The sequence below is a fragment of the Rhizobium mesosinicum genome, from assembly GCF_019511345.1.
GTDB classification, from domain to species: Bacteria; Pseudomonadota; Alphaproteobacteria; order Rhizobiales; family Rhizobiaceae; genus Rhizobium; species Rhizobium mesosinicum.
Map to the genome: position 1 here is coordinate 522,447 of NZ_JAEUAK010000001.1, position 16,716 is coordinate 539,162.

Consider the following 16,716-nt stretch of genomic DNA (forward strand, 5'->3'; position numbering starts at 1 on the left):
ACATGAGATCGACGGTCTACGGTATCGAACCCCTGGCCGGCGTCAGCCTGGATCCTGGTACTCGCCTTATTTTAACCGATGGGCCGCTTCAGCTCGGATGGAAGCATTCAGGAATGACCTCTGACTTCATAGCGGAAGTCATGTCTCTTCCATACTCCCGTTCAAGAAAAGACTATGTTCTGGCGCATCACGACATTGGATACCTCAGCAATGAACTCATAGAAAATGCCGTCAAGTTTCGACAGGCCGGTGAAATCCTTATCGAAGCCTGCATATTCGACGAACTTTTTTTCATAAGAGTGAAGAACCTGATCGATGGCGCCGCCTCGATGCGCTTTCAGCAACTGCTGGATCACATCCAATCGAAAAACGCAGAAGAACTGCTTCTCGAGCAGATCGAAATCAATGCAATGTCGGCAGGAAGCGGTTCGGGTCTGGGTTTGCTTACCCTTCTCAGCGACTATAGTGCAAAAATGGCATGGGCATTCGATGAGGATGATGACGAGCATATCATACTGACGACGACTGCGGCCGTGACGATGCCGCCCTCCTCCAATTTGTGAGCGAAGAATGGAAATCAGCGACGAGAACTTCCGCGTGTGGACGGAACAAAACGAGGTGTATTTCGATGGCGTGTTCCGGCTGGCAGGTCCGGACGCCTATGCGCCGATCCACTCACTGATATCAAGCCTCCTCCATGAGGAGCACAAGCAGGTGACGTTCAACCTGACCGGTCTGGAATTTCTCAATTCCTCCGGCATAAATCTCCTGGCGAAGCTCACAATCGAAGCCAGGAAGATGGACGACCTTCTGCTTGTTATCAAAGGCACGCATCAATATCCGTGGCAGGCCAAATCTCTCCCGAATCTAAAAAAGTTACATCCGCTTCTCGATTTGCGATTGGCATGATCGTCTTCGGCCACTCCGTTCACCGTCACGTCCGAACGCGAGCTCTCTGAAACGATCCGTGCCTTTACTTCGTCAGGCCATTGGCGATGAATCTCGCGTCGGCTCCTTAGCGTGCGTGAGAACCTCCCAACGTAGGTGTCATAGAGGAACTCCTTGCGGCTCCTCCATGGGACGTCGATCACAGATCAGGCGACAACGGGCAACGTGAGACCACAACACCGGTTACGACAAAGCTCTTGAAGCCGCCGTGTCGATTTCGGCCGATCCCCTTCGACTAAGACGGAGCGCCGTGAGCCAGTCAAAGGAGAGACAAGGATGGCCGCCATTGAACATTCCGAACACGTCGAACTACAGTCGCAGCACCTTAGCGTCGTAGGGGTGGTACGCACCTTGCAAGCCGTCTGGATGCTGCTGAACCTTCGGCGAAGGTACCGCAGAAGCCGGAACGAACTTTCGCGGTTTGACTCTCGCCTGCTCCGTGACATCGGCTTGGAGCCACCAGAGATCTCCGCCGGAAAAATCGGAGAATGGCTTCCTCTCCGCCCAAACGATCAGAGGGCAGGAACCGGGAGCCGCCCATCCCGTGCGGCAGGTGGCGGCGGCAGCTGATCCGCCGGCATGAGTTGCGTTTGCCTTCAGCTGCGCTGCTTCATTCGCCCCTCTTTCCGTAGTCGGCGCATGACCGCGCCGGCGATACGGATGCAGTCATACTGACGTATCCTCATCGATCGTGCGTCTCTAGGATTGATAGGTGGAGGTCCCCCTATCCGCTCGCTCAAGCGCAGCTGGAGATTCAAGAATGACGAACAAGCAAAGCTGCAGCTCTCCCCAGCAGAACCGTCAGAATCTTTTTGCTCTTTGTCGAATCGCGATCTCCAAATGCGACTAACATCGACAATCCATGGAGAACCTGATGCGCTACCTTTGTCTCTTCTACATCGATCAAACTCTTGCCGATGCCGCCAGCAAGGAGGAATGGGCCGAGATCGACCGCGAGTCCCTAGCTTCCAATGAAGAACTCAAACGCTCCGGCCACTATCTCGCCTCCAATGCTCTTGCGGACCCAAATACCGCAAAGACATTGCGCGTTCGCGCCGGCAAGACAAGTTGGAGTGACGGACCCTTCGCAGAGACTAAGGAGCATCTGGGTGGCTTCCTGCTTATCGAAGCGAAGAACCTTGCGGAGGCAATGGCGATCGCGGAGCGGGACTCGCTTGCCCGGATGGGGGCGATCGAGATACGAGAGACCGCCGGCTTTTAGATTGGAAGTGCCGGGCGGAAGTGACGACGCCTAAATCAGGTCGCGGATGACGATCAGGCTCCAGCGCTTCCCGGACGACCTTAGAGCGGTTGTGCGCGGACTTACGGCTCGGATCGGTGGGGAGATTGGTGTTTCCGAACCTGATCCGGCGCGAGGCTGATCGATCTTAGTTTCATCGATGCGTATCGACTCCGCCTCCATCCCGTCTGCTGGGTCACGGCAAGCTATTCTTCGCCTGACCCGCCACGAGGACCGCCGGCGGTCCCAGGTTCCTTCACAAGCGGATTGTAGCAAGCAATCGGCCTACCTCTTTTTTGGTAGGTCGAAGCCTATTCTGTGAAGTTGAACGCGATGCAACTTATGGCACCATAAACTCCTGTCACTCGTTTCAAAGGACGCCATCATGCCATCCATGGAAGATCCGAAATTGCCACGGAATACGGCGCGCAGACATTTTCTAGGTGTTGCCGCTGCCGCCGGTGCTCGGCTTGCAGTCGTGGCGGCCTTGGCGACGGCAGTTTCCAAGTCTCCCGCGAGCGCGATGGGGCGGCGTTGGGGGCGGGGCAACTCCGGTGGAGGCAAGAATGGCTCCGGCGGACACGGAGGTCCCGGTGGACACGGCGGCCCTGGTGGTGGAGGAGGTGGCGCGCAGTGCTTCCTGCGCGGAACGGCGATCCTCACGGATTGTGGTGAAAAGCCCGTCGAGGATCTGCGCGTCGGCGATCACGTCGTCCTTCCCGACGGAAGCGCCCGTCCGATCAAGTGGGTCGGCCGCCAAGTCTTCAAGAAGACCGGCGCGCGCTGGCATGACGGTGTCGTACCGATCCGGATCTCCCGCCACGCGCTGGACAGCCGCACGCCACATTCCGATCTCTACCTGTCGCCCGGCCACGCGCTGTTTCTGAACGGCGTTCTGATCCGTGTGAAGGACCTCGTCAACGGCACGACAATCGCACCTGTCATTCCAACCAACGACATGGCGATCGAATATTATGCCGTCCTGCTCAATACGCATGAGATCATTCTTGCCGAGGGCGCTGCGGCTGAGACCTTCCATCTCTTGGAGGGCAATCACGAGAACTTCTCCAATTTTGCGGAGTACGAGCGCCTTTATGCCGATGAACCCACAGCGATGACATCGTTTGCGCCGGTGCTGGGCGAAGAAGGCGGTTGGAAGCATCTGAAAGCGCTTCTCCTGCTTGGCGCTTCGCCATTGGTGCCGATGCGTGATCCCTTCGGGGATGCCTGTGAAAGGATAGACGCGCAAGCCAAGGAGCTTGCTCTGACAAAACGCTGATCTGCCGTAGCTGAGTGCGCTGTTCTTGTGGGTCATGCGCGACGACGCCGCTATTGAGGCGTTGTGGCTGGCGAAACGACATTCGCGCTTTGCTTCAGCGCGCGAATGCCTCGAAAGGGTTGAATTCTGTGAGTTGTCGGAGCATATCCTCGCCCACGCCTGCGGCTTTGAGCGATGGCAGAAGGCTCTCGACAAGATGCGTGTAGGGTCTCGGGGTTCCGCCACGGGGTTGTGCCGGATCATACCAGCCAAGGTCGTGGCTTATGAGCAGTTTCTCGCCCAGCCCGCTTTCGAGGGCGCGCATTACCATTGAGACCACCTCCTCGTCAGGCGCCCTTCCGACATGGTCGTATTCGATCCACGCACCTCGCTCCGCCAATGCGCGGTGAAGCCCGAAGTCCCTTTCCTCCTGCGTGTGAATGGATATGAAGCGCTCTGGTGCGCAGCCCTCTGACTGAAGGATGTCCAGCTGCTCCATCACGACCCTTCCCCGGATCGTATGCGAGCCGATCACCGCATTGGTCCGAACTGACGCTCTTGCCGCTGCGCGGAGGATACGGGCTTCGAGCGGCGTAATCCCATCGTCGCCGGCGCTGAGCTTGATCCATCCCGCCAGCACACCGGTATCCTCGATTCCTTGGGTAAGCTCACTTACCATCCATTCTTCAAGATCGCTTTCATCAGCCTCGGCTACCCAAGCGGGTATCCAGGGTTCGCGATAGTTGCCGGTCGGGACGACGATCGGAAAGTCGGTTGCTTTCGACACAGCGAGGTCTATGTCAGCACGTCTTCCAACGCCACCCGTCGTACACTCGACGAGCAGCGTAATGCCTTGTCTTTTGATCGCCTCAATCTGCGGGACCATCACCGCCACAACTGCGTCTATCTCCGCCTCGGCATAGCCGGGCTGGTCAGGGGTCCTCAGATCGACGAACACATGTTCGTGCGGGAGAATCATGCCGAGTTCGTCGCGGCCCTTCGGTCCCAAAGTTGTATAGATATGCTTCATCGTGAAGGCCTCCTCTCGCAACTGGCAGAACGGCAAGGCTTAAATGCATCTATCGATCCATCTGATCGCATAGGGCGGCAAGGTCAATCGTCGGCCGGATACTCAAGGCGATTGTGCAGCTCTACCGCTTCATTGCGGAGCCACCCCATTGCCCGCAACCTCAATGCCTGTATCCCGGCCGCAAAGCAATGCGGCAGCCTGATTGCCACTTCAGGGCCTATCGGTCGTAATGGAGCCTGACAAGATTCCCCCCTATCGTGACGCAAAACGTTCCGGTCTGAAGGTCGCGAGCATGGGATGCTCTGCGCCCGTCGCAACTTCGTAGGCGAGCAGTTCGCCGACGATAAGGCCGAGCGTCGCACCGCTATGACTGAAAGCGACGTAATAACCGGGAATAGCCTTGAGAGCACCGATTACAGGTTCTCCATCGCCCGGGATCGGCTTGCCGCCGACGCCGATGGAGGCGACTTCGAGCCTCGGATTGCCTTCCATCACCTTGGCAGCCTCAGCCAGAAGCGCCGCAACGACCGCATCGTCGATATCGTAGCCGCCATCCGCGCGTACCTTCACGCCCTCGTCCGCGGCCCAATCCGCATCCAGCGAGAAAGTGCCGCCTGGCGCCGGGCGAACGGCAACGCGCGGCGTGTTGAGGACAGCGCGCAAGGGATGGGCGCGCGGCTTCGTCTGCACCAGCAGGGCGATCGGGGTGTCGTCACCGATCGTCTGGCCGCTTGCCGCAACCATCTTCGGGACGGCCGGCCCCGTAGCGAGCACGACGGCATCGGCAGTGAAACGCGCGCCGCTTGCCGTTTCAGCCGCAACGGCTCGGCCGCCATTGACCACGACCGCTGCTTGCCCCTGGTCTGTGACGAGCCTTCCACCAAGGTCCGCGAATTCTTGGAGCAGCAAAGCGATCAGGCTCGGCAGATCGACCCATCCCTCACCCGGATTGAAAATCGCTCCCGCATCCGTGATGGCGCGCGCGTCCACACCCGGCGTCACACCGGCGATCTCTCCAGCCGAAAGATGCTGGGCGTCGTAACCGATCGAAGTCTCATACCGGTAGGCCGCGGCGATCTCGTTGCTTTCTCCTTCCATATCCCAGGTCAGGCCACCGTCGAAGCGAAGCCAGTTAACGTCTGGATGACGTGCCGCCAGAGTGCGGTAGCGGTCAATGCCGGCCATTCGCAGCCGGTGGTAGGGCTCGGAGCGCATGCGTGCCGAGTTGAGCCAGGAAAGCGACCGACCCGACGCGCCGTTGGCCGGCGGGCCGTCATTGATGATGGTGACGGGAACGCCGCGTCGGGCAAGTTGCACGGCGGTGGACACTCCAAAGATTCCGGCGCCGATGATGACCGCTGAGGTGATGGTGTTGTCGTTCATAGTCGTATCTTTCAATCTGTTGATCATGAGGTTCGAGGAAGGATGTCAGAATATTTCCCAATGGCCGCCGCGATCCCCGCGCAACCAAACACCCCCATCATATCGTTTGTGTCATCGTCATCTCCGTACGCTTGGGATCAGAGCACTTCGGCGAGAAAACGCTGAAGGCGGGGGCTTTTGGGATTGTCGAAGATCGCCTCTGGCGCGCCTGCTTCGACGACGCGGCCCTCGTCCATGAATATGACCTGATCCGCTGCGCGGCGGGCAAAGCCCATTTCGTGTGTGACGACAACCATGGTCATGCCCTGCTTTGCGAGTTCGGCCATGAGATCGAGCACGCCCTTAACCAGTTCGGGATCGAGCGCGCTTGTGACCTCGTCGAACAGGATGACCTCCGGTTCCATCGCCAGGGCGCGGGCAATCGCGACGCGCTGCTGCTGACCGCCCGAAAGTCCTCCTGGCCGGTGATGCTGGCGGCTCGCAAGGCCGACATCGGAAAGCCGTGCCTTAGCGATACGTTCGGCTTCTGCCTTCGGCAGGCCCTTGATCTTCGTCAGCGACAGCATGACGTTTTCGATTGCCGTATGGTCCGGAAAGAGATTGAAGTGCTGGAAGACCATCCCCACCCGCCGACGCAAGCGCTCCGGCTTCATGGCGAGGATGCTCTCGCCGTCAAGAAGAACGTCTCCACTCTTCGGCTCCACCAACCGGTTGAGGCAGCGCAACAGCGTTGATTTCCCCGAGCCTGATGGGCCGATAATACAGGTGACGGTGCCGGCTTTCACTGCAAGGTCGACGCCCTTCAGCACATCGAGTTCACCATAGGCCATGCCGAGCTGGCGAACGTCGAGACTGCCACCCTTGAAGGCCGGTCGAGGCGGACGTCCGATACCGTCGAGCTCGCTCACCTCCTCCAGGCCGCTGGTGATGATTGCTGGCCGCTGCTTACCGAGCCTCAGGCGATTGTCGATGGCATTGACGACATGGGTCAGCGGCACCGTGACAACGAGATAAAAGATGCCTGCAAGCAGAAGCGGCGAAAGATTACCGGTTATGACCGCCTGGTCCTGTCCTACGCGAAAAATCTCGCGCTCCGAGGCGAGCAGGCCAAGGAAGTAGACAAGGCTCGAATCCTTCACATTGCCAATGAACTGATTGACGAGTGCAGGCAGCACACGGCGCACACCCTGTGGCACGACAATCAACCGCATGCCCTGGCCGTAGCTCATGCTGAGCGCCCGGCAGGCTTCCATCTGGCCGCGATCAACGCTTTGAATTCCCGAGCGGAAGATCTCGCCTATATAGGCACCGGCAATCAGACTGAGCGCCAGGATGCCCAGCGGATAGGGCGAAGGACCGAAGAGCTCGCGCCCGATGCGAGCAAAGCCCTGGCCAATCAAAAGAATGGTGACGATAGCCGGCAGGCCGCGAAAGATATCCGTGTAGACGCGGGCGGGAATGCGCAGCCAAGCTGAACGAGAGATACCCATGATGGCAAGTGCCATGCCGACGGCAATGCCGAGCACCGTTGAGCTCGCTGCCAGGATCAGTGTGTTCTTCAGGCCGACCGTAACCATCGTCGGCAGGACTTCGACCATCGCGTTCCAGTCGAGGAAGCTGCGACGCAGATTTTCAAGCCAGTTCATCAAGTGGTCCCTTGCAAGAAAGGCCGGTCCAACCACCGAAGATCGGACCGGAAGGTGGCATCACTGCTTGGGAAGATAGGCATCTGGCATGGGTGTGCCCGGGAACCACTTCTCGTGGAGCTTTTTCCATGTTCCGTCCTGCATGGCGGCATGAAGACCCCGGTTCAAAGCCACGCGCAGCGCCTCGTTGCCCTTGCGCACGACGAAGCCGGCGGGCGCGTCGAAACTCGGGATGTTGACGGCGACCTTCAGCGCCGGGTAGCGCGCGGAATAGTCTTTGGCAGCTTCGTAATCGAGGAAATGTGCGTCGACCGTGCCATTATTGAGGGCTGAAACAGCAGAATTGTTATCCGGAAACTTTACCAGGTCTGCGTCTGCGAAGTTCTTTTGCGCGTAGATTTCCTGCAGCGTGCCCTGAACGACGCCGAGCCGCTTTCCCTTGAGGCCCGCAGCGTCGGCGATGCCGGCATCCGGGGTCAATACAGTCAGGTAGCCCGCCAGATAGCCATCGGAGAAATCGACGGTTTCCTTACGTTTTTCCGTGGTGCCGATGGCGGCGGCTGCAACGTCGAACCGGCGGTTTGCGACCGATGGCATAAGGGCCGAGAATTCCTGGCCGGTAAAGATTATTTGCTCCTTCTTAAAGCCCATGCGCTCGGCCACATCGATGAAGAGTTCGATGTCAAAGCCGGTAAAGCTGCCATCGGCTGTCGTGAAAGCGTAAGGTTTGGCGTCACCCATCGTGCCGACGCTGATGACGGTCGGATCGATCAGGCCGTAAGGATTGTCTCCGGCCAAGGCCGCACCCGCTGAAAGGCCGAAGGCGATCGCAAAGGCAGCGACGCGAATTCTCACGAAGGCGGCCATGACTGTGCTCGGAAATTTCATCGTTTCATTCTCCTCTGGTGGTATTTGCTGCGATATTTCACGACGCAGGGGTCCCATCCGGACGGCGGTAGAAACCGCGCGTCCGGCCCATGCATTCGCATACGTGGATTCAACGATATTATGTATGAGACCGGTCTCTTTTCGATTGAGACCGGTCTCTTTGTCTTTTATCAATTGTTATCTTCGCATTTGCTACGCGTCAATATCTCTTGTAAGGCTACGTCTCATGGATCCGAACTCATCTCAAAGGGCCTCCGTTACGGTGGCCGATGTCGCACGCAAGGCAGGCGTCTCGAAGGCGACGGCTGCGCGTGTGCTGGGGGGATACGGAACCGTCAGCGACAGGGTGCGCGACGCCGTCACGGTCGCTGCCCGCGCGCTCGATTACAGGCCCAACGAGCTTGCTCGAAGCATGACGACTGGGCGCTCCGGCACGATCGGCGTCGTGGTGGGCGATATCGAGAATCCATTCTTCAGCCTCGCGGTACGCGGTATCACCGACATCGCACGGCAAGCCGGCTTTACCGTCATCCTCATCAATTCCGGCGAAGACGTTTCCGCTGAAAAAGCCGCCATCCGCACGCTGGTTGCCAAGCGCGTAGACGGTTTGATCGTTTCGCCGGCCAAGGAAAGCGATGTCGAACACTTGCGTGAAGCAGCCCGCTCCGGCCGACCTCTCGCTTTACTTGACCGCGGCAGCGAAGCCTTCGAGGTCGACACGGTGATCGCCGACGACCGGCACGCGGCGGCGGGGATCACACGCCAGCTTATCGAACTTGGCCACCGCCGGATCGCCTATATCACCGCATGCGATACACCGGATCGTGTTTTCCACACGCCGAACGACATCAATACCGGCTCGGTGCGGCGGCGCGTCGAGGGCTTCCTCGATACATGCCGGGAGGCCGGACTTCCTGCGATGGAGCGGTGGGTTTACATGGGCGCGGTGACGCCCGAGCAAACACGCCAGATCGCAAAGCGCATGCTTGAGGGAAAGAATCGCCCGACGGCGGTCATCGCCTCGGACAGCGTGATTGGGCTGGAGATATTCAAGACGAGCCGGCTGATCGGGCTCGCAATCCCGCAGGAGCTTTCCCTTATCTCCTTCCATGACGCCGATTGGACGGCCGTCACATCCCCACCCGTGACGGTGGTGCGTCAGCCCGTATATCAGCTGGGCGAAACGGCTGCAAAGCTGCTCGTCGAGCGTCTGAACGGCAATGACACGGCTCCGCGCAAGGTCGTCCTGCGGACCGAAGTCGTCGAACGCGCGTCCGTTGCGAGGCTGCTCGAAGATTGATGCGAGCAGCTCATCATCGTTCGTCCAAGGGTACCGGCAAACAGTGGTGCCGAAATCCAAGCGTAATCACAAAGCGCCATCGGCTCTTTACGGAATGGATATATCAACCCATTTGGAGAATGTCGCCGCCTGGCCGAAATCCTGCCCTTCTCCGTTTCGCAGCTGCCATACTATTCCGTCTTCCATCCAAAAGCGGCTCCCTGATTTCGTAACCCGCAAGCCGCGATAGCCGATCATGAAGCCGTTTTGCGCCACCGCGTCGAGCAACGCTTGTCGCTCTGACCGTTCACTCGGGCCGGCGGACAGCCGGGACTGCAGCTTTACGAATTCGCTCCAGCTATAGCCGAACCGCCTCTGTGCTGCGCCATTGGCATAGACAAAGACGGGATCGGGCGCGGTATTATGTGCAAGGACCACAAACGAGGCATCGCCGTAGAGCCACTCCGGCCCCCGATCCCTGGGGAGAAGGTCTCGGCCGACAAGGCGCCGGAAGCTCCCAGTGAGAAGTTCAAAGAATTCGGGATCGTTCGGGTTCAATTCGCCGTTGAACTGCATCTCATTTCCTTCTCCAGTGGCGGCCACTTCACGAACCTGATCCGATCTAGTCACGGGATATGGCATCGATGCGGCAATCCGCACCGATGCGAACAGCTTAATTCGGCAGCAGGTAGTTCTTGCGGACATAAGATGGCTTGAAGCCGGCCTTCGTCAGGTTGGCAAAGGAGATATTCGGTTGATCTTCCCGAGGTTGGACCGTCTCCACCGCAAAGAGAGAGACGCCCTGTGCGAGGCCCTCGTTCAATCGAGCATTGATCAGCGCCTTTTGCGCACCGCGGTTCCGGTACTCAGCAGATGTCGTTCCGCCGCCTAACCAGGCGTATCCGTCTTCAATGAACATAGCCCCGGTTCCGATCGCCGTGCCTTCCAATTCCGCAATGAAGCAGGCCCAGCCTTTCTTGCCGATCAGGCATGACCACAGCGGCTCAAGCTCGGCCGGGAAACCAAAGCCTGCACACGTCAGCTTGCCAAAAATCGGCGCGTCATCGATACCGGCCAGGCGGGCGCGTACAGGCCCTTCGATTGGAAGCGGAGCGGATGGGGCAGGCCGTGTGAGTTTTACCCAGGCACCGTTTTCGACCAGCCCCTGATCCAGTATCCAGCCACGCAGCTCATTGGCGGCAGAGGTTTCGCGGATCTGGACATGCCGCCTGCCTGTTTTGGTCTTCATCCATTCAAATGCGAGATTGAGTTCGTCTCTTTCATTCAAAGCAAGAATGCGATTGAGCCCGACGGCAGGCGCCGTGGGCAGCGAAATGGCGCAGCCGGTGCCCACCGGCATGCAGGTAAATTCGACGCTGTCTTTAAATGGCTGCGGCGTAATCCTGGCCATATCAACGAAAGCCTTGGCCTCGATCACTTCTTCCCAGGCAATTCTGTCCTCTGAAATGCTCAATTTAGTTCCTCTTCCAAATGACGGGCCACGCCAGCCGCTGCGCAGCCCTGGCGGATTTTCCCGTCCCCTTCAGGAGCGCTATCGCAGGCGTCGAGATAGCCCGCATCGCACCCACCAATATAGTCTGCTGCTGGTTAAAAGAGGTTAAGAGCAACCATGGAGAGTGTAGCCAGGTTGTTCGATTGCGCTGCAGACGGCTGCGGCAATCGTCGCGCGCTCGTCGTCCGTCAGAAATAGATCGACATGACCAGATCCTGGTCGAAATCACCAAAGCCCTTGCCGAAAAGGTTCATACCACCTGGATTGTCGGCCTTTTCGTCGATGCCGATGCGGAAGCGGATCGAGTGATGGTCGGGGATACCGAGCGAGGCGATGGTCTGGGTCGAGACCATGGCGCCGTCGATCCAGGTGCCGGTCTCGTCGATCGTCCAGGTCTTAAGCTTGCCATATTGCGAGCCCGACAGCTTCCACCAGGAGGGCGAATACATGCCGCGGCGATCGCCGTAATCACCGGGCGAGGTCCAGTGCCCTGCCTTGATGCCATTAACCCAGATGGAAATGTCGGACGGCCAGTTGGCATTCGTGGCCGGCGTCTCGGAACTCAGCTCGGCCGAGAATTCCACCTTGCGGATTTTCTTGCCGGAAACCTTGGCATTGTTGGGAAACTTGTATTCGACATAACCGCGGGTGAACCACAGCAATGCCGCCTGCATGCGCTGCGGATCGAGGAACACCTCCTGCACATCGAGCATGCCGATGACGTTGTTGACAGAACAGAGGCCGCAAGGCGCCCCCACGTCGAATTCCGTGAAGAGACCGATCGGCATGCTGACTGTCACCACATCCTCGCTCGCCCTGGTACCATTGGTATCGAAACGGATCAGGATTTCGTCATAGATGCTGGAGCAGACCTTCTGATTCCCCTTCGTCGCCTTCATCGTCTGGGTCTGGATGAGACCGGCCTGCTCGAGCGACTTCAGATTGGTTGCCGTTGTCGATTGCGGCAAACGCATCTGCGCCGCAATGTCATTGACATTCAGCGGCCCCTTCTGGCGCAGCAGGTTGAGGATTTCGATACGCGTCGGAGAACCGAGAGCCTGGACAACGTCAACGTCCCTCATCGGATCGACCGTTAGAAGTTTCGTCTCCATACCGTAATACTGGTTCTCCAGTCTTTCTTGCTCGTTTCAGCTGATATCACGGCGTCGTGTCCCATGTCGCCGCCCTTTTTCATGAGCGCCGGTCCGCGCCTCGGGAGAGCTTTCGCGGACCGGCAGGGCCTTCTCACCTCGGCCCGGAAGCAAGTCTCTCATCATTATCCCTTGATGCCCGATGACAGCATGAGGGCCTGCGTTACGCGTTTCTGGAACAAGAGATAAGCAACGGCGACCGGCATGGCAGCGAGGATGGCAACTGCCATATCGCGCGCGTATTTGACGCCGAATGCGTCTCTCGTCTGAGTAATGCCGACGGTGATCGTCATCATATCGTCGGAGTTGGTCACGAGGAACGGCCAGAGGAAGGCGTTCCACGCCATGATGTAGGTGATGATGGCAAGCGCCGTGGTAATCCCCCAGTTCAGCGGCAGATAGAGCTTGAACAGGATCTGGAATTCGCCGCAGCCGTCGAGCTTGGCCGCCTCGCGCAGCTCCTTCGGCACGGAATCGAAGAACTGTTTGTAAACGATGACGACCACGGGAACGATCAGCTGCGGCAGGATGATCCCGCCCCAGCTATTGATCAAATTCAGCGTGTGCATCAGCACGAACTGCGAAATCACCAGCGCCTGCGAGGGCACCATGAAGCTTGCCAGAATGATGCCGTAGAGAAGCTTGCGGCCGGGAAAGACGATTTGCGACAGCGCATACGCGCACATGACGCTGATCAAGATGACGACAACGGTCACGGTCACCGAGGTGACGATTGAGTTTAGATACCACGTCGAAAGCTTCGTCTCGAAGAGCGCGTAATAATAGGCCGAGAAATTGAAGACGTCAGGGAAAAGGGTCGTCTTGTTGACTACATCCTGTTCCGGCTTGATGGATGTCACAATCGCCCAATAGATCGGGAAAGCCCAGGTGCAGGCGATCAGCAGCGTGAGGATCAGAAGTAGCGCGTTGCCGAGTGTCTTGCCGGGCATATCAGCGCTCCCTCACACGCAGGAGCTGATACTGCAGCACCGAGACGACGACGATGATGACGAACAGGATAACCGCGACTGCAGAGCCGAGACCGCCATGGTTCGATCGGAAGGCCTCGCGATAGACAAGCTGCAAGAGCACATAGGTGGAATTGAAAGGCCCGCCTTCGGTCAACAGATAGACCTGATCGAAGATCTTGAGCTGCAGGATGAGCTGCAATGTGAGCACCAGTGCGGTCACCGGCCAGATCAGCGGCCAGGTGATGCGCTTGAAACATTGCCAGCGTGTCGCGCCGTCAAGCATCGCGGCCTCGTAATAGTCATGGGGAATGTTGCGCAGGCCGGCGATGAAGAGCAGCAGGTTGAAGCCGTTGGTCCACCAAACGGTCACGAGCGCCACCATCGGCATCGCCCAGATCGGATCGCGGAAGACACTGATCCGTGAGCCGGTGAAGGCTTCGATGATGAACTGCGCGATTCCGAACTGCTGGTCGAGAACCCATTTCCAGATCTGGGTTACGACGGAAACCGGAAGAATATAGGGGATGAAAAAGAGCACGAGCACCAGGCTCTGCATCCAGCCTTTCAGACGCACGACCATCAGCGCCAGCCCAAGGCCGATCAGCGTGTTCGGGATGACCGTCAGCACAACAAAATAGCCGGTGTTCCAGACCGAGGTATAGAAGAGCTTTTGATGGAAGAGCCTCACATAATTGTCGAAGCCCACCCATTTTCCTTCGCCGACGAGCGGTGCGTCGGTGAAGCTCAAGGCGAACATTTTGTAGACCGGATAGGCAAAGACGATCGCATAGGCGATTAGGAACGGTGCGATCATGACAATCGCCGTCAGCGTCTTGCGCCGCTTTTCAGTGTTGACCACAGATCATCTCCCTGGACGAAGGGGGCTGGCCGGAGCAATCTCCGGCCAGCCTCTTCTTATTGCTGGCTCTGCAGCTCTTCTCGCATCTGATCGATCGCATCTTCAGGATCGAGCTGGCCGTTGAGTGCGGGAACCACGAAGTTCTGGGTTGCCTCGTAGATCGGGCCGGCAACACCTGCGAGCTTGGAGACCGGGTCGAAGACGGCGGTATCGGCAAGTTTCGCGTAGGTGGCGTTCGGCTGCATTTCCTTAAATTCCTTGCTGTCCGTCACCGGCTTGTAAGCGGGGATGTGGCCGGCACTTGCCCAGGAAATGGAGTGCTCGTTCATCCAGGCGATGACCTGCAGCACGGCCTTCAGCTTTTCAGGCGTGATCGGCTTGCTCTCGCTGTTTGGAACGGCGAAGGAATGCGAGTCCGCCCAGGTGGCCTGCGTTCCCAAAAGGTTGGGGATTTCGATGGCGCCCCATTCGAAGCCGAGCTCACCCTTCTTGGCGAGGTCGGTCATCGTCGGCACTTCCCAGACGCCGTTGACATGCATCGCAGCCTTACCCGAGGTGAAGAGCGCGATTGAGGCCTCATAGGAAATCAGCTTCGGCGAATAGCCTGACGAAACCCAGTTCGCCATGGTCTGCAGCGCCTTCACACCGGCATCCCCCGGCAGGATCTGGTCGCCGTCGATGAACTTGGCCCCCTGCTGAGAGAGCAGGGTATAGAAGACGCGCCACATGGAGCCGCCTTCATCCGTGTGCAGCGACAGCGGATATTCCACCTTGCCGGTCGCCTTGATCTTGTCGAGCGCGGCATTGAAATTGTCGAGACCGTCGAGACCCTTCGGCAGACCATCGTCACCGAGCAAGCCTGCTTCCTTCAGGATAGTCTTGTTGTAGTAGAGAACGATGGAATGGACATCGAAAGGAATGCCGTAGACCTTGTTGTCGAAGGTCGCCTGCTTCCAGGCCGCATCGACATAGTTCTCCTTCTTGATCCCAGCGGAAGCGAGTTCCTCATCCGTGAAGGGGCGCAGAATGCCGGTTGGAACGGCCAGCGGATAGCGCGACATGTGATAGGTCATGATGTCGGGCTGCTGGCCGACGGCAGCAGAGGTTTGCACCTTGGTGTAAAAGGGCACGCCCCATTCGAGCGTCGTGGCATTGATCTTGATATCAGGATGGGTATCGTTGAATTCCTTGATGAGCGCCTTCATGCGAACGCCGTCGCCGCCGCTCAAAAAATCCCACCAGGTAATGTCAGTCTGTGCGAATGCGGCTGCCGAGGGCAGCAATGCGATGGCCGCCGAAACGGCGAGTTTTACAAGTCTTCTCACGTTTGTTCCTCCTCTAAAGCATGGATTGGGCCACCCCGGTGGCTTCTCTCGCGAACCTCCTCCAAAGGCGCGCGATCACGTCTCCTGCATTCCTTCCCGGTTTCCGGATTTCAGCTCCGGACCCCGTTCAATCAGCTGAGCCTCCTGCCTTCGGCATCGAAAGCCAGCATTTCAGGCACTCTCAGAGAGAGGCTGATCTTCTCCTTCGGCTGAGGCCTGCTTTCGCGGCACTCGACCGTCATCTCCGCATTGGTTGCGGTCAGCACGTGAAGATAGCCGGTGCCGCCAAGCTCCTCGGTAAACTCGGCGGTGACAGGCAGCGTCAAGCCTCCGTCGCCAGCGCCAAGCCCGATATGCTCGGGCCGGACGCCGACATTGATGGCTGAGCCTTGAGCGACTGGCGTGCGCGTCGGCAGCTCGAAAACCTGGCCCGGCGCGTCATCGAGCTCGATGCGGGCAGAGCCCTGTCCGGCGCCGATGACTTTGCCCTTCAGGAAGTTCATGCCCGGCGATCCGATGAAACCGGCGACGAACATGTTTTGCGGATCGCGATAGAGCTCCAGGGGTGCGCCGACCTGCTGGACGATGCCCTCCTTCAAGACGACGATCTTGTCGGCAAGCGTCATCGCCTCGACCTGGTCATGCGTGACATAGACCATGGTGGCTCCGATCTGCCGGTGCAGGCGGGCGATCTCCATGCGCATCTTCACGCGCAATTCGGCATCGAGGTTGGAAAGCGGCTCATCGAACAGGAAGACGCGCGGCTCACGCACGATGGCGCGGCCGATCGCCACGCGCTGGCGCTGGCCGCCGGACAGCTGGCTCGGCTTATGCTGAAGATAATCGCCAAGGCGAAGGATATCGGCGGCCGCCTTCACCTTCTGCTGGATCTCCGCCTTCGGACGCTTGGCGATCGACAAGCTGAACGCCATGTTCTCGAAGACGGAAAGATGGGGATAGAGCGCGTAGGACTGGAAAACCATGGCGACGCCGCGCTTCGATGCCTCCCTGTGCGTGACATCTTCATTCTCAATGCTGATCTGTCCGCCGCTCGTTTCCTCGAGCCCCGCAATCATCCTTAACAGTGTCGATTTTCCGCAGCCGGAAGGGCCGACGAAAACGGCAAATTCACCCTGGTTGATCTCGATATCGACGCCGTGGATGACCGAAAAGGACCCGAACGACTTCCTGACGTCAGTCAGTTTTATTCCAGACATATATCCTC

Annotated in this window: 17 protein-coding genes; 6 read left to right on the forward strand and 11 right to left on the reverse strand. The window is 58.6% G+C overall.

Annotation, left to right across the window (positions count from 1 at the left end; all coding sequences use genetic code 11):
- Positions 1–2: 2 nt before the first annotated feature.
- The 5 genes from JNB85_RS02395 (at position 3) to JNB85_RS02415 (ending at position 3,467) form a co-directional block, all read left to right on the forward strand.
- Positions 3–563: a slr1658 superfamily regulator gene (locus tag JNB85_RS02395; protein ID WP_220332787.1), complete on the forward strand. Its 561-nt coding sequence runs from the start codon at positions 3–5 to the stop codon at positions 561–563.
- Positions 564–570: 7 nt separating this feature from the next.
- A complete protein-coding gene (locus JNB85_RS02400) occupies positions 571–909 on the forward strand; it encodes a slr1659 superfamily regulator (protein ID WP_220332788.1) in 339 nt (112 codons plus the stop codon).
- Between the two features lie 405 nt (positions 910–1,314).
- Positions 1,315–1,518, forward strand: coding sequence for a YjiS-like domain-containing protein (locus JNB85_RS31185; protein ID WP_223216418.1), 204 nt, complete (start codon positions 1,315–1,317; stop codon positions 1,516–1,518).
- 304 nt (positions 1,519–1,822) lie between these two features.
- On the forward strand, positions 1,823–2,170 hold the full coding sequence (locus JNB85_RS02410) for a YciI family protein (RefSeq protein WP_220332790.1): 348 nt from the start codon (positions 1,823–1,825) through the stop codon (positions 2,168–2,170).
- Positions 2,171–2,573: 403 nt separating this feature from the next.
- Complete coding sequence (locus JNB85_RS02415; RefSeq protein WP_220332791.1) at positions 2,574–3,467, forward strand: Hint domain-containing protein; 894 nt, start codon at positions 2,574–2,576, stop codon at positions 3,465–3,467.
- A 94-nt stretch (positions 3,468–3,561) separates the two neighbouring features.
- Here JNB85_RS02415 and JNB85_RS02420 read toward each other — a convergent pair whose 3' ends face one another.
- The 4 genes from JNB85_RS02420 to JNB85_RS02435 form a co-directional block, all read right to left on the reverse strand.
- Positions 3,562–4,476, reverse strand: a complete 915-nt coding sequence (locus JNB85_RS02420) for a phosphotriesterase family protein (protein WP_220332792.1) — start codon at positions 4,474–4,476, stop codon at positions 3,562–3,564.
- 252 nt (positions 4,477–4,728) lie between these two features.
- Positions 4,729–5,859 carry an NAD(P)/FAD-dependent oxidoreductase gene (locus tag JNB85_RS02425; protein ID WP_220332793.1) on the reverse strand — a complete coding sequence of 377 codons (1,131 nt, stop codon included), beginning with the start codon at positions 5,857–5,859 and terminating at the stop codon, positions 4,729–4,731.
- A gap of 137 nt (positions 5,860–5,996) precedes the next feature.
- On the reverse strand, positions 5,997–7,505 hold the full coding sequence (locus JNB85_RS31020; protein ID WP_220332794.1) for an amino acid ABC transporter permease/ATP-binding protein: 1,509 nt from the start codon (positions 7,503–7,505) through the stop codon (positions 5,997–5,999).
- A gap of 60 nt (positions 7,506–7,565) precedes the next feature.
- A complete protein-coding gene (locus tag JNB85_RS02435; protein WP_223216420.1) occupies positions 7,566–8,372 on the reverse strand; it encodes an ABC transporter substrate-binding protein in 807 nt (268 codons plus the stop codon).
- A 247-nt stretch (positions 8,373–8,619) separates the two neighbouring features.
- Here JNB85_RS02435 and JNB85_RS02440 point away from each other — a divergent pair, with 247 nt between their 5' ends.
- Positions 8,620–9,693, forward strand: a complete 1,074-nt coding sequence (locus JNB85_RS02440; protein ID WP_220332796.1) for a LacI family DNA-binding transcriptional regulator — start codon at positions 8,620–8,622, stop codon at positions 9,691–9,693.
- Between the two features lie 87 nt (positions 9,694–9,780).
- Here the strand turns inward: JNB85_RS02440 and JNB85_RS02445 are convergent, their stop codons facing one another.
- The 7 genes from JNB85_RS02445 to JNB85_RS02475 form a co-directional block, all read right to left on the reverse strand.
- On the reverse strand, positions 9,781–10,248 hold the full coding sequence (locus JNB85_RS02445; protein WP_220332797.1) for an MEKHLA domain-containing protein: 468 nt from the start codon (positions 10,246–10,248) through the stop codon (positions 9,781–9,783).
- 97 nt (positions 10,249–10,345) lie between these two features.
- On the reverse strand, positions 10,346–11,146 hold the full coding sequence (locus JNB85_RS02450) for a GNAT family N-acetyltransferase (RefSeq protein WP_220332798.1): 801 nt from the start codon (positions 11,144–11,146) through the stop codon (positions 10,346–10,348).
- A gap of 227 nt (positions 11,147–11,373) precedes the next feature.
- A complete protein-coding gene (locus JNB85_RS02455; protein WP_220332799.1) occupies positions 11,374–12,297 on the reverse strand; it encodes an ArsR/SmtB family transcription factor in 924 nt (307 codons plus the stop codon).
- A gap of 164 nt (positions 12,298–12,461) precedes the next feature.
- Positions 12,462–13,286 (reverse strand): carbohydrate ABC transporter permease, encoded by an 825-nt coding sequence (locus tag JNB85_RS02460; RefSeq protein ID WP_220332800.1) that lies wholly within the window; start codon positions 13,284–13,286, stop codon positions 12,462–12,464.
- Between the two features lies 1 nt (position 13,287).
- Complete coding sequence (locus JNB85_RS02465) at positions 13,288–14,121, reverse strand: carbohydrate ABC transporter permease (protein ID WP_220333095.1); 834 nt, start codon at positions 14,119–14,121, stop codon at positions 13,288–13,290.
- A gap of 101 nt (positions 14,122–14,222) precedes the next feature.
- Positions 14,223–15,491, reverse strand: coding sequence for an ABC transporter substrate-binding protein (locus JNB85_RS02470; protein WP_220332801.1), 1,269 nt, complete (start codon positions 15,489–15,491; stop codon positions 14,223–14,225).
- Between the two features lie 131 nt (positions 15,492–15,622).
- The gene (locus JNB85_RS02475; RefSeq protein WP_220332802.1) at positions 15,623–16,708 is read right to left on the reverse strand and encodes an ABC transporter ATP-binding protein; all 1,086 of its coding nucleotides are present in this window, start codon (positions 16,706–16,708) and stop codon (positions 15,623–15,625) included.
- Between the last annotated feature and the right edge of the window lie 8 nt (positions 16,709–16,716).